This is a genomic window from Mesorhizobium sp. ORM8.1 (genome assembly GCF_053005525.2).
This window is the reverse complement of sequence record NZ_CM132600.1, coordinates 7,067,593-7,080,063: the sequence shown is the minus strand read 5'-3', so window position 1 is coordinate 7,080,063 and position 12,471 is coordinate 7,067,593. Positions and strand designations below refer to the sequence as shown.

The following is a 12,471-nucleotide window of genomic DNA, read 5'->3' as shown; positions in this document are numbered from 1 at the left end:
CTCCGGAACCCAAGTCGAAAACCGCGGAATTCCGGGCTTTTTTGCTTTTTTTCGTGGCTTTTTCACATGAAAAAGCCGGGCTCGAAGCCCGGCTCTCTCTTTGTGCGACGCAACATTAGAAAATTCTAATGAGCAAGCGACTTTCCGGCGTCGTCAACGGTGTCGACCGGAGCCGGCGCATTGACCGGCTCGACCCATTCGATCGGCTCCGGCATCCTGACCAACGCGTGCTTCAGCACCTCGCCGACGCGTGCGACCGGAATGATCTCCATGCCGTTCTTCACATTGTCCGGAATCTCCGCCAGATCCTTGACGTTCTCTTCCGGGATCAGCACCTTCTTGATGCCGCCGCGCAGTGCCGCGAGCAGCTTCTCCTTAAGGCCACCGATCGGCAAGATGCGGCCGCGAAGCGTTATCTCGCCAGTCATCGCCACGTCGGCCCGGACCGGGATACCGGTCAGGATCGACACGATCGCCGTGGCCATCGCGGCACCGGCAGACGGACCATCCTTCGGCGTCGCGCCTTCCGGCAGGTGCACGTGAATGTCGCGCTTGTCGAACAGCGGCGGCTCAACGCCGAAATCGAGCGCCCGCGAGCGGACATAGGAGGCCGCCGCCGAGATCGATTCCTTCATCACGTCGCGCAGATTGCCGGTCACCGTCATGCGACCCTTGCCGGGCATCATGACGCCTTCGACCGTCAGCAGCTCGCCGCCGACTTCCGTCCAGGCAAGACCCGTCACGACACCGACCTGATCGTCAGCCTCGACCTGGCCGAAGCGGAAGCGCGGCACGCCAAGATAATCGGCGAGATTGGCCGCCGTGATCTTCACCGTCTTCTTCTTCGTCCGCAGGATCTCGGTCACCGCCTTGCGGCCGAGCTTCATCAGCTCGCGCTCGAGGCTGCGAACGCCGGCTTCCCGCGTATAGGTCTGGATGATGCCGCGGATCGCGTCCTCTGCGACCGAGAATTCGTTCGGCTGCAGCGCGTGATCGCGGATCACCTTCGGCATCAAGTGCCGCTTGGCGATCTCGATCTTCTCGTCCTCGGTGTAGCCGGCGATACGGATGATCTCCATGCGGTCCATCAAGGGCGCAGGGATGTTCAACGTGTTCGCCGTCGTCACGAACATCACGCTCGACAGGTCGTATTCGACCTCGAGGTAATGGTCCATGAACGTCGAGTTCTGCTCCGGATCGAGCACCTCGAGCAGGGCCGATGACGGGTCGCCGCGGAAGTCCTGGCCCATCTTGTCGATCTCGTCGAGCAGGAAGAGCGGGTTGGACTTCTTGGCCTTCTTCATCGACTGGATGACCTTGCCGGGCATCGAGCCAATATAAGTCCGCCGATGGCCGCGGATCTCGGCCTCGTCACGCACGCCGCCAAGCGCCATGCGGATGAACTCACGGCCGGTCGCCTTGGCGATCGACTTGCCAAGCGAGGTCTTGCCGACGCCGGGCGGTCCGACGAGGCACAGGATCGGCCCCTTGAGCTTCTTCTGGCGGCTCTGCACAGCGAGATACTCGACGATGCGCTCCTTGACCTTGTCGAGGCCGAAGTGATCGGCATCGAGCACGTCCTGCGAGAAAGTCAGGTCCTGCTTGACCTTGGAGTTCTTGCCCCACGGGATCGATAGCAGCCAGTCGAGATAGTTGCGCACGACCGTCGATTCAGCCGACATCGGCGACATCGACCTGAGTTTCTTCAACTCCGCGTCCGCCTTCTCGCGGGCCTCCTTGGAGAGCTTGGTCTTCTTGATGCGCGCCTCGATCTCGGCGGCCTCGTCGCGGCCGTCCTCGCCCTCGCCGAGCTCCTTTTGGATCGCCTTCATCTGCTCGTTGAGGTAGTACTCGCGCTGCGTCTTCTCCATCTGGCGCTTGACGCGCGAACGGATGCGCTTCTCCACCTGGAGCACCGATATCTCGGCTTCCATGAAGCCCATCGCCTTCTCCAGGCGCTCCTTGACGGAAAGCGTGGCGAGCATTTCCTGCTTTTCAGGAATCTTGATGGCGAGGTGCGAGGCAACCGTGTCGGCGAGCTTGGAATAGTCGTCGATCTGGCTGGCCGCACCCACCACTTCGGGCGAGATCTTCTTGTTCAGCTTGACGTAATTCTCGAAGTCGGTGACGACCGAGCGAGCAAGCGCCTCGATCTCGACCTCTTCCTCTTCCGGCTCGACCAGCGCGGTGGCGCGGGCTTCGTGGAAATCGGCGCGGTCCGTGAACGAAACGATCTTGGCGCGCGAGGCGCCCTCGACTAGCACCTTCACGGTGCCATCGGGAAGCTTCAAAAGCTGCAGCACATTGGCGAGCGTGCCGATGTCGAAGATCGCATCGGGCTCGGGATCGTCGTCGGCTGCATTCATCTGGGTGGCAAGCAGGATCTGCTTTTCCTGACCCATCACTTCTTCCAGCGCCTTGATCGACTTTTCACGCCCGACAAAGAGCGGAACGATCATATGCGGAAACACGACGATATCGCGCAGTGGGAGGACCGCGAAAACGCCGTCGCCGGAAGCCTTGGATATCTTGGCCATTGTCCAACCTTTCATGTCGCAGTCGCTAATTTTAGCCAACCGCGAATCTCATATTAACGACCGAGTGTCGTTCCGCCTACCACCGTTTGTGACGGGAGTTTTACAGCACAGAATTCGGCGCCTCGGCCTTCTGCTGTTAGGTGGATGCAGCCGGGGCAAAGATCAAGGGCTAACACGGGTCGTATGATCCCTTCCATGGCATGCTTGCCAGTCCCTTTCGTGGCAAAACAGCGCCGTTCACAGCAAAACGGCGCCACGCGGGCGCCGTTCCATGAAAATGCGGCCTCAGATGCCATTTCAGGCGCTGACATTGCCCTTCTTTTCCTTCTGTTCGGAATAGATGTAGAGCGGCCGGGCGCTGCCGGTCACCACCTCTTCCGAAATCACCACCTCGCGCACGCCTTCCAGCGCCGGCAGCTCGAACATGGTGTCGAGCAGGATCGCTTCCATGATGGAACGCAGGCCGCGCGCGCCAGTCTTGCGGTCGATGGCGCGCTTGGCGATCGCCGACAGGGCGTTCTCGTGGAAGGTCAGGTCGACATTTTCCATCTCGAACAGCCGCTGATACTGCTTGACCAGTGCGTTCTTCGGCTCGGTCAGGATTTGGATCAGTGCCGGCTCGTCGAGGTCTTCCAGCGTCGCCAGCACAGGCAGACGGCCGACGAATTCCGGGATCAGGCCGAATTTCAACAGATCTTCCGGCTCGACCTGGCGGAACAGGTCGCCGGTACGGCGATCTTCCGGGGAAGCCACGGTCGCGCCGAAGCCGATCGAGGTCTTGCGGCCGCGATCCGAGATGATCTTGTCGAGCCCCGCGAAGGCGCCGCCGCAGATGAACAGGATGTTGGCGGTGTCGACCTGCAGGAATTCCTGCTGCGGATGCTTACGGCCGCCCTGCGGCGGCACCGAGGCGACCGTGCCTTCCATGATCTTCAGGAGCGCCTGCTGCACGCCCTCGCCCGACACGTCGCGGGTGATCGAGGGATTGTCCGACTTGCGCGAGATCTTGTCGATTTCGTCGATATAGACGATGCCGCGCTGGGCCCGCTCGACGTTGTAATCGGCCGATTGCAACAGCTTCAGGATGATGTTTTCGACATCCTCGCCGACATAACCGGCTTCGGTCAGCGTCGTGGCGTCGGCCATGGTGAACGGCACGTCGATGATGCGGGCGAGCGTCTGGGCCAGCAGCGTCTTGCCGCAACCGGTCGGGCCGATCAGCAGGATATTCGACTTCGCCAGCTCGACATCGTTGCTCTTGCCGGCATGCGCGAGGCGCTTGTAGTGGTTGTGGACCGCCACCGACAGCACGCGCTTGGCGTAAGGCTGGCCGATGACATAGTCATCCAGAACTTTCAGGATTTCCTGCGGTGTCGGCACGCCCTCGCGCGACTTCACCATCGAGGTTTTGTTTTCCTCGCGGATGATGTCCATGCACAGTTCGACGCATTCGTCGCAGATGAAAACCGTCGGGCCGGCGATCAGCTTGCGGACCTCATGCTGGCTTTTGCCGCAAAACGAGCAGTAAAGCGTGTTCTTTGAATCACCGCTATTATTGCCGACCTTGCTCATTTTCCTGTCCTTTCACCGACGCCCGCCGATCGCCTGGCTGCAAGAGGCGTCTCACCAATCTATCGCGGGAATCCGCCGCCGCCAGTGTCCCGGCCCACACTGCGCATTCCGTACGAAACACAAATCAGAAAACGCGGCAATGATTCGCAGCTACCCCCACGCAAAGCTAAGCCGTCGAAAATCAACATAGCCTTAACGTAGGCAATCCCAACGCCCGAGGGAACAGCCAAATGTGGCCGAAATGCCGCAAGCCGCGCCAAAAGCGCGTTATCCTGCCATCCGGTTGCCAAGGCGCCCTTATGTGGCGGCGCCTTCGACCGGTTCGCGCGACGAGATGACCTTGTCGATCAGGCCGAAATCCTTGGCCTCGTCGGCAGTCATGAAATGATCGCGATCGAGCGTCCTCTCGATCTCTTCATAGCTCTTGCCGGTGTGCTTGACATAGACCTCGTTCAAGCGACGCTTGAGCTTGATGATGTCCTGCGCATGGCGCTCGATGTCCGAAGCCTGGCCCTGGAAGCCGCCGGACGGCTGATGGACCATGATACGGGCGTTCGGCGTGGCAAAACGCATGTCCTTGTGGCCGGCCGTCAGGAGCAGCGAGCCCATCGAGGCGGCCTGGCCGATGCAAAGCGTCGAAACCGCCGGCTTGATGAACTGCATGGTGTCGTAGATCGCCATGCCCGAGGTGACCACGCCGCCCGGCGAATTGATGTAAAGGTTGATTTCCTTCTTGGGGTTCTCCGCCTCGAGGAACAAAAGCTGTGCACAAACCAGCGTCGCCATCCCGTCCTCGACCGGACCGGTGATGAAAATGATGCGTTCCTTCAAGAGGCGCGAGAAAATGTCGTAGGCGCGCTCGCCACGATTGGTCTGCTCGACCACCATCGGAACGAGGTTCATGTAGGTTTCAACGGGGTTCTTCATGGACTACCCTTGTTGGAGATGGGATCCCGGCGCCGTGGTACATTGGCAATCGGGCGGAATCGCTCTGGATCGGTTATGACCTAAATAGGATGCCGGCTCACCCTAGCGCAAGGCCGCCTCTCCTAGCCACCTGGTTAACTGGAATCAAGCGGTGCAGCCGGCGCGACGCCCGCGCCTGGCTAGGCTGCGGACGGCCCGGTCCCCGAAGCGCGGCCGCAGCCTTCCGCCTCGGTAGCATTTTCTTAACCGCGCCGCTTAACGACAAGCCTTGAAATCGCTGCCTGGCCCGGGACCTTCCGCTACACTCCTCCGTTGAAAATGCGTCCTTTTTCAACGGGGGAATGTCATGATCCGCAAAAGCACCACATCCCTGGCAGTCATCGCGATGCTTGCCACGGTGTCTGAAACCGCCGCCGGCGGCCGCGCACTCGAATGCTACGAGCCCGTGCACAGGCCGGCGCTCTACGACACCGTATACGAAGACGTAATGCTGAGCCCGGGCGGCCAATTGGTCGATTACGACGCGCCGATCTACGGCACATACCAGAGCGTCGAGCAGATTGCGCCGCCGCGCGTGACCTATGAGACGCTGCCGGCGGAGACGCGCACGGTCTACCATACGGTCAGGGTCGACGATGGCGGTTACGCCTGGGAATGGCGCGTCATCCACGGCCGCAAGGTGCTTTGCAAGGTGTGGCGCAAGGCCCGCTATGCGCGCGTTGCCGAAATCGTGGTGGTCAGACCCGAACGCGTGCGCCGTGTCGTGCAGCCGGCGGAGTATGAAGGCGTCGCCCGCGAAGTGCAGGTGCGGCCGCAACAAGTACGTATCCGCGAAATCCCGCCCTCATATGGGACGGTGGCGCGCCGGGTGGTGGTGCGGGAAGGTTCGACCAGCTGGCGGCGTGTGCATATCCCGCGGCACTGCCAGGATTAGGCGGTACTCACCTGGATATCGTGGCCGGCCGGGCGGCGGTGTTGCGCACCCCGGCCAGAACCGATGGTTGGCTTAGGCCAGATCGACGTCGAGGATCGCCATCGAGAAATTATAGTCGCCATCATCCTCGTCCTTGAACACGAGGCCCAGGAATTCGTCGCCGATATAGACCTCGGCCGAGTCTTCCTTGCGCGGGCGCGCCTTGATTTCGAGCCGGGGATTCTGGAACACCCGCTTGAAATAGGCGTCCAGCTTTCTGATTTCGTCAGGCTTCAAAGACTTCTCCGAGATGTCGGTCTGTTCGTTGGAACGCGCTTCTGACACGCGGACGATGGCTATGTAAAGGCAAGCCGGCAGCATTGACACGCGGCAGCCAGCGCCTGAACCGGCGGTCCGAGGGGCCGCCGCCGGTGGCAAGTTGCTCAGATGTCGAAGCTGACCACGTGATCCATCGTCTGCGACGGCAGGAGCTGGTCCATCTGCCGCGAAGGCTGGTCGCAGCCGGTTTCTCCCACAACCCGCGCGGGCACGCCGGCGACGGTTTTGTTGTGCGGCACGGGCGACAGCACCACCGAGCCGGCGGCGATCTTGGAGCAATGGCCGATCTCGATGTTGCCGAGGATCTTGGCGCCGGCGCCGATCAGTACGCCACGGCGGATCTTCGGATGACGGTCGCCATTGGCCTTGCCGGTACCGCCCAGCGTCACGCCATGCAGGATCGACACGTCATCCTCGATGACCGCCGTCTGGCCGACGACGAGGCCGGTGGCGTGGTCGAGGAAGATGCCCTTGCCGATGCGGGCGGCCGGGTTGATGTCGGTCTGGAACACCGAGGAGGAGCGGCTCTGCAGGTAGAGCGCGAAATCGCGGCGGCCATGGTTCCACAGCCAATGCGCCAGACGGTGGGTCTGGATGGCGTGAAAACCCTTGAAATAGAGCACCGGCATGATGAAGCGGTCGCAGGCCGGGTCGCGGTCGTAATAGGCCTGGATGTCGACGCGCACCGTCGTGCTCCATTCCGGATCGTCGTCGAGCATCGCCTTAAAAGTCTGGCGGATGAGGTCTGAGCCGATATCCTGATGGTCAAGACGCTCGGCCAGACGATGGATGACCGCTTCCTCGAGGCTCTCCTGGTTGAGGATGGTAGAATAGAGGAACGCCGCGAGCAGCGGATCGCGGTTCACCGCTTCCATCGCCTCATCGCGGATCGAACGCCAGATCGGGTCGACCGGCTGCACCATGCTGGGGCGGGCAATCGTAATGCTGTTCATCGACGCTCTCCGGCCTCGCTCATTCTCCGGCGGCACATATAAGCCAAATCATAGCACGGTTGAACTCAATTTTCCTTAGTGCTTTGTCAAATGGACATGGTTCACGCAGAATCAAGCGACAATGGAAAACGAACCCTTGATCGACGACGCACTGAAAAACGAGCTTTCCGCGCTCTATCAGGCCGCGGACAGGCACTACCACAACCTCGCCCACATCAAGGCCATGCTGGCGCTGGCTGACGAATATCGAGGACTGCTCGATGACCCGGACGCCGTCGAGGCGGCAATCTGGTTCCACGACGCCATCTATGACAGCCGCGCCAAGGACAATGAGGCGAAAAGCGCTGAAATGGCCGAGAAAAGGCTGGCCGGGCGCGCAAGTTCCGAGCGCCTGGCCCGCATCGTCGCGATGATCAACGCCACCGCAACGCATCAGCTGCCTGCCCTGGGCGACGAGAAAGCCCTCAACGATGCGGCCCTTCTGCTCGACATGGACCTCGCCATCCTCGGCGCCGAACCCGACGCCTTCGACGCCTATGAGAAGGCGGTCCGCCTGGAATATGGCTGGGTGGAAGAGCCGATGTGGCGCGCCGGACGCGCCGCGGTCCTGAAGAGCTTTCTCGGCCGCCCGCATATTTTCCATACTCAATCGTTTCGCGATCGGTTCGACGCGCGCGCCAGGCAGAACCTGGACCATTCGCTGCAAGCGCTGCAAGGCTAGCCCCGACAGGCCCACTGTCCCGTTGGGACTTGCCCCTATGTCTTAATTCCATGTCCTGCGATCACTGGCGGCCGCTAACCGCTCCGGATGACCGACGCCATGGAAAACAGCTTTCATCAACCCGCTGATGCGGCGCAGGTGCCGCGATTTGCCGGTCTTTCCACCTTCATGCGGCTGCCGGCCGTGGCGAGCGCCAAGGGGCTCGACATCGCCCTCGTCGGGATTCCTTGGGACGGCGGCACGACCAACCGGGCCGGCGCCCGTCACGGTCCGCGCGAGATCAGGAACCAGTCGAGCCTGATGCGCCGCGTCCATCACGTGTCGGGAACCGAGCCGTTCAGCATCGCCAATGTCGCCGATGTCGGCGATGTCTCGGTCAATCCCATCAATCTGCTCGACGGCCTGAAGCGCATCGAGGACGGCATTGCCGCGATCGTTGCCGATGGAGCCATCCCGCTGGCAGCGGGCGGCGATCATCTGACGACGCTGCCGGTGCTGCGCGCCGTGGCCCGCAGCGCGCCAGTCGGCATGGTTCACTTCGACGCCCATTCCGACACCAACGACCGCTATTTCGGTGACAATCCCTATACGCACGGCACGCCTTTCCGCCGCGCGATCGAGGAAGGGCTGCTCGACCCGAAGCGGGTGGTCCAGATCGGCATCAGAGGGTCGATCTATGAGCCCGGCGAACACGACTGGGCGACCGCCCAGGGTATACGCATCATCTATATGGAAGAGTTCGTCAGACGCGGCGCGGCGTCCGTCATGCGGGAAGCGCGCGATCTTGTCGGCGACAGCCCGACCTATGTGACCTTCGATATCGACTGCATCGATCCGTCGATGGCGCCCGGCACCGGCACGCCGGAGCTTGGCGGCTTCACGACACGCGAGGCGCAGGAGATGGTTCGATTGCTCGACGGATTGAATTTCGTCGGCGCCGATGTCGTCGAGGTCGCGCCTCCCTTCGATCTTGCCGGCATGACGGCGCTGGCCGGCGCGACGATGATGTTCGAACTGCTCTGCGTCATGGCGGGATCTGTCGCTAATAGGAAACCGCGCGGCTAGGGTGTGCCGATATTCGGGTGAGGCCGGCCTCACCCGAATATCGGCACACCCTAATCCGGAAAAGCCTCCATCCGGCGCGAGTAGGCCCTGAACCCGGCGCGCTCGTAGACCGACTGGGCACCCGGATGGTCATAGGTGTCGGTGTGAAGCCAGACCCGTTCCGGCCGCTTCGACCACACCGAACGCAACGATTGGTCAAGCAGGAACGGTCCCAGCCGCCGTCCTTGAAATGCTGGAACGAGCCCGAAATGCACGAGTTCGACGGCCGCCCGCCCGACATCGTTGAACTCGCAGAAACCGGCGGCTTGGCCGCCGACGCGCAGCACGTGAATATGCGTCGCCTCGCTGGCAAGTAGCGTTGCCAACTCTGCTTCGGGCATGCGCAGGCGCTGATCCCACTGCACCGGTCCGCCGACGGCGCGGTAGAGATCGACATAGTTCGAAAGATCAAGACTTTCGCGCGTCACCACCGCACCGGGCAGCGGCGCCGCGAGCGCATCGCCGGACGGCGGCGCGAGCATCTCCATGTAAGTGACGAGAAGATCGACCATCGTCAGGTCGAGACAAGCCGAACGCTCACAGTGGATTCTCAGCGTAGAACTCCAGCACGCGCTGCTTGAAGCTCTTGTCGCCGACGGCGAGCATGTGGTCGCGGCCTTCGATGTGGAAAGCTTTTGCATTGGGCATCAAGGCGGCAAGCTCATCCGGCGAGCCGCCGATATCGTCCGTGGTGCCGACGGCAATCAGCGTCGGCTGGGCGATGCGGGCCATGTCGTCTTCGCTGAGCAGCTCGCGCGATTTGGCGATGCAGGCGGCGAGCGCACGCCGGTCGCTGCGCGTCTGGTCGGCAAAGGCGCGAAACGAGCGGCCGCGCGGATGCGTGGTCTGGGCTGGGTCCTCCGCCAGAAGCGCGGCCGCGATCGGGTCCCAGTCGCCGACGCCATCGACCATGCCGATGCCCAGCCCGCCGAACACCAGTGTCGCGACCTTGTCCGGATCGGACAGCGCCAGGAAAGCCGAGACCCGCGCGCCCATCGAATAGCCCATGACATGCGCGCGCCCGATGCCGAGATGGTCGAGCAGCGCCGCCGCGTCCGACGCCATCTTCTGCGGCGTGTAGTCGGCCTCGTCATAGCTCTTCGACGACGAGCCGTGGCCGCGATTGTCGAAGGCGATCGCCCGGTAGCCGGCATCGTTCAGCGTCTTGAACCAGCCGGGCGAAACCCAGTTGACATAATGGCTGGAGGCAAAGCCGTGGATCATCAGCACCGGGTCGCCCTGCCCCGACGCCGGCTGGCGATCGAGAAAGGCAAGCTCGAAACCGTCATGGGAAAAGAATTGCATCGGCAGAAATTGCTTTTCAGTTGGAACCGGCGCCCGCGCCGATAGAAGGATGGCGCAAAACATCGCCTTCCTTGATGCCGTCCTTGGCCGCGGTGCCTGCCTTCAGCTCAAGCACGAAACGCACGGGTTGTCCGGGTGAAATGATCGCTTCGGATTCGGGCTCGCCGCGCTTGATGGCCTTGATCCTGCCGTCCTGGCCGATAAAGACGAGGTCGAGCGCCATCGGCGTGTTCTTCATCCAGAAATCCGCCTCTTCGGATCTTTGGAACACGAACAACATGCCGTGGTCGTCGGCCATGGTCTGGCGAAACATCAGCCCCGCCTCGCGCTCGGCGGAGGTATCGGCGATCTCGATGGAGAAGGAGCGATCACCCGAACCCGTCGCCACCACCAGCGGTGTGCGATCGACCGGCAGCAGCATGGCGTCCGCCGCGCTCGGCTTCAAGGCGCTGAAATAGACAGCGAAAATCATCGCGGCGCAGAGCGCGCCTGCAGTCAGCCGGTTGCGGTGAGCCATTTGATACCTCGTGCGGCCCTGTCCTAAACCATGTTCCGCAAGACTGGAACCGGTTTTCGAACAAGATGATCCCGCCAGCAAGGGCCTCTCCAACAGTGCTGGAAAGACCTTAGTGCGAAACCGACAAGGTGCCCATATCGGGGTGGATTTCGGCGGCCATAAGGCCTTTGTCGCCGCGTCCGAAGCGAACCAGGACCACCTGGCCGGGCCTGAGCTCGGTGATGCCGTAGCGCCGCAACGTCTCCATGTGGACGAAGATATCCTCAGTACCGTCACCTCGGGTCAGGAACCCAAAACCCTTGGTGCGATTGAACCACTTGACCAGCGCGCGTTCGAGACCGCTCTCGGGGGTCACGGTGACGTGCGTGCGCTGTTCCTGTTCTGCGGGATGGATGGCGGTAGAAGCATCCATCGAAAGAACGCGGAACGCCTGCAGGCCGCGTTCACCCTGTTTGACCAGGCAGACGACCCGCGCGCCCTCGAGCGCTGTCTGGAAGCCGTCCCGTCGAAGGCAAGTCACATGGAGGAGAATATCACCCGAGACGCCGTCGTCCGGAAGGATGAAGCCGTAGCCTTTGGCCACGTCGAACCATTTGATAGCGCCAGCGATTTCGACAAGCTCGGCGGAGTCGTCGCCGCTGTCTGGACGCAAGGCGTCGTCAAGGCTTCCGTCCTGCCTCATGAAAGAGGCTTTTTCCCCCATAAGAATGCCCCCTTTTTCAACTGAAACCGTAACTGATTCTTGCCATCAGCTTAACACTGCGGCTTCCGGGGTGTGCAAGGCCTGACGTGCCTTTTTTCACTATTGGACACCGGAAACACTGAAATGTTGTTTGCCGGCGCCGATGGACGAAGTCCGGCAGGCCCCAAACAGACCATCCCGCCCTGTATTGTCTGATGATTGCCCTTTGGCGAGGTCGCTCTTATGGTGCGCCGCAACCCAACGCTCCGAGGAAGCTGCCATGCGCTATCTGCACACAATGGTCCGCGTCGCCAACGTCGACCAATCGCTTGATTTCTACTGCAACAAGCTCGGCCTGAAGGAAGTGCGGCGCTACGAAAACGAGCAAGGCCGCTTCACGCTGATCTTCCTCGCTGCCTCGGAAGACGAACAGAGCGGTATCGACGACAAGGCACCGCTGATCGAACTGACCTACAATTGGGATCCGGAAGAGTACAAGGGCGGCCGCAATTTCGGCCACCTCGCCTATGAGGTCGACGACATCTACGCGACTTGCCAGCATCTGATGGACAATGGCGTCGTCATCAATCGTCCGCCGCGCGACGGCAACATGGCCTTCGTCAAGTCGCCGGACGGCATCTCTTTCGAGTTGCTGCAGAAGGGACCGCCCAAGCCCAAGGCCGAGCCCTGGGCCTCGATGCCCAACACGGGCACCTGGTAGCGATCACGCCATCTTGAAGCGAGGCGGTCGGGGCAAAAGTCGGCCGCCTTTGCCGTTTTGCGCAAAGCCACCTATCTACGGCATGATCCCGAAAAGTGGGAACCGGTTTTCGGACAAGATCATGCTTCAACAAAGAGCTGCATCAGGATGACGATTCAACGAACGTCATCCTGATGCAGT

Annotated in this window: 13 protein-coding genes; 4 read left to right on the top strand and 9 right to left on the bottom strand. The window is 61.7% G+C overall.

The genetic code is table 11. The features are described from left to right. Positions 1–125: 125 nt before the first annotated feature. From lon to clpP, 3 genes are all read right to left on the bottom strand, one after another. A complete protein-coding gene (gene lon, locus ACVDG8_RS35265; RefSeq protein ID WP_447252600.1) occupies positions 126–2,537 on the bottom strand; it encodes an endopeptidase La in 2,412 nt (803 codons plus the stop codon). A gap of 297 nt (positions 2,538–2,834) precedes the next feature. Then, complete coding sequence (clpX, locus tag ACVDG8_RS35260; protein WP_447252599.1) at positions 2,835–4,109, bottom strand: ATP-dependent Clp protease ATP-binding subunit ClpX; 1,275 nt, start codon at positions 4,107–4,109, stop codon at positions 2,835–2,837. A gap of 297 nt (positions 4,110–4,406) precedes the next feature. Continuing rightward, positions 4,407–5,036: an ATP-dependent Clp endopeptidase proteolytic subunit ClpP gene (gene clpP / locus ACVDG8_RS35255; RefSeq protein ID WP_447252598.1), complete on the bottom strand. Its 630-nt coding sequence runs from the start codon at positions 5,034–5,036 to the stop codon at positions 4,407–4,409. 346 nt (positions 5,037–5,382) lie between these two features. Here clpP and ACVDG8_RS35250 point away from each other — a divergent pair, with 346 nt between their 5' ends. After that, the gene (locus tag ACVDG8_RS35250) at positions 5,383–5,970 is read left to right on the top strand and encodes a hypothetical protein (RefSeq protein ID WP_447252597.1); all 588 of its coding nucleotides are present in this window, start codon (positions 5,383–5,385) and stop codon (positions 5,968–5,970) included. A gap of 72 nt (positions 5,971–6,042) precedes the next feature. Here ACVDG8_RS35250 and ACVDG8_RS35245 read toward each other — a convergent pair whose 3' ends face one another. Together ACVDG8_RS35245 and cysE are read right to left on the bottom strand one after the other, a co-directional pair. Beyond that, positions 6,043–6,246, bottom strand: coding sequence for a DUF3126 family protein (locus tag ACVDG8_RS35245; RefSeq protein ID WP_371010866.1), 204 nt, complete (start codon positions 6,244–6,246; stop codon positions 6,043–6,045). Between the two features lie 146 nt (positions 6,247–6,392). Then, a complete protein-coding gene (gene cysE / locus ACVDG8_RS35240) occupies positions 6,393–7,241 on the bottom strand; it encodes a serine O-acetyltransferase (protein ID WP_447252596.1) in 849 nt (282 codons plus the stop codon). Positions 7,242–7,362: 121 nt separating this feature from the next. On the opposite strand from cysE, the gene ACVDG8_RS35235 reads away from it, so the two are divergent. Beyond that, complete coding sequence (locus tag ACVDG8_RS35235) at positions 7,363–7,962, top strand: HD domain-containing protein (RefSeq protein ID WP_447252595.1); 600 nt, start codon at positions 7,363–7,365, stop codon at positions 7,960–7,962. Between the two features lie 99 nt (positions 7,963–8,061). Continuing rightward, entirely contained in the window at positions 8,062–9,027 is a 966-nt protein-coding gene (gene speB / locus ACVDG8_RS35230; RefSeq protein WP_447252594.1) for an agmatinase, read from the top strand. 50 nt (positions 9,028–9,077) lie between these two features. Here the strand turns inward: speB and ACVDG8_RS35225 are convergent, their stop codons facing one another. From ACVDG8_RS35225 to ACVDG8_RS35210, 4 genes are all read right to left on the bottom strand, one after another. Further along, positions 9,078–9,578, bottom strand: coding sequence for a GNAT family N-acetyltransferase (locus ACVDG8_RS35225; RefSeq protein ID WP_447252593.1), 501 nt, complete (start codon positions 9,576–9,578; stop codon positions 9,078–9,080). Between the two features lie 25 nt (positions 9,579–9,603). Continuing rightward, positions 9,604–10,371 (bottom strand): alpha/beta fold hydrolase, encoded by a 768-nt coding sequence (locus ACVDG8_RS35220; RefSeq protein WP_447252592.1) that lies wholly within the window; start codon positions 10,369–10,371, stop codon positions 9,604–9,606. Positions 10,372–10,387: 16 nt separating this feature from the next. Then, positions 10,388–10,888, bottom strand: a complete 501-nt coding sequence (locus ACVDG8_RS35215) for a DUF192 domain-containing protein (protein ID WP_447252591.1) — start codon at positions 10,886–10,888, stop codon at positions 10,388–10,390. A 109-nt stretch (positions 10,889–10,997) separates the two neighbouring features. After that, the gene (locus ACVDG8_RS35210; RefSeq protein ID WP_447252590.1) at positions 10,998–11,570 is read right to left on the bottom strand and encodes a cold-shock protein; all 573 of its coding nucleotides are present in this window, start codon (positions 11,568–11,570) and stop codon (positions 10,998–11,000) included. A 280-nt stretch (positions 11,571–11,850) separates the two neighbouring features. On the opposite strand from ACVDG8_RS35210, the gene ACVDG8_RS35205 reads away from it, so the two are divergent. Continuing rightward, entirely contained in the window at positions 11,851–12,291 is a 441-nt protein-coding gene (locus ACVDG8_RS35205; RefSeq protein ID WP_371010875.1) for a VOC family protein, read from the top strand. The last annotated feature ends 180 nt before the right edge of the window (positions 12,292–12,471 follow it).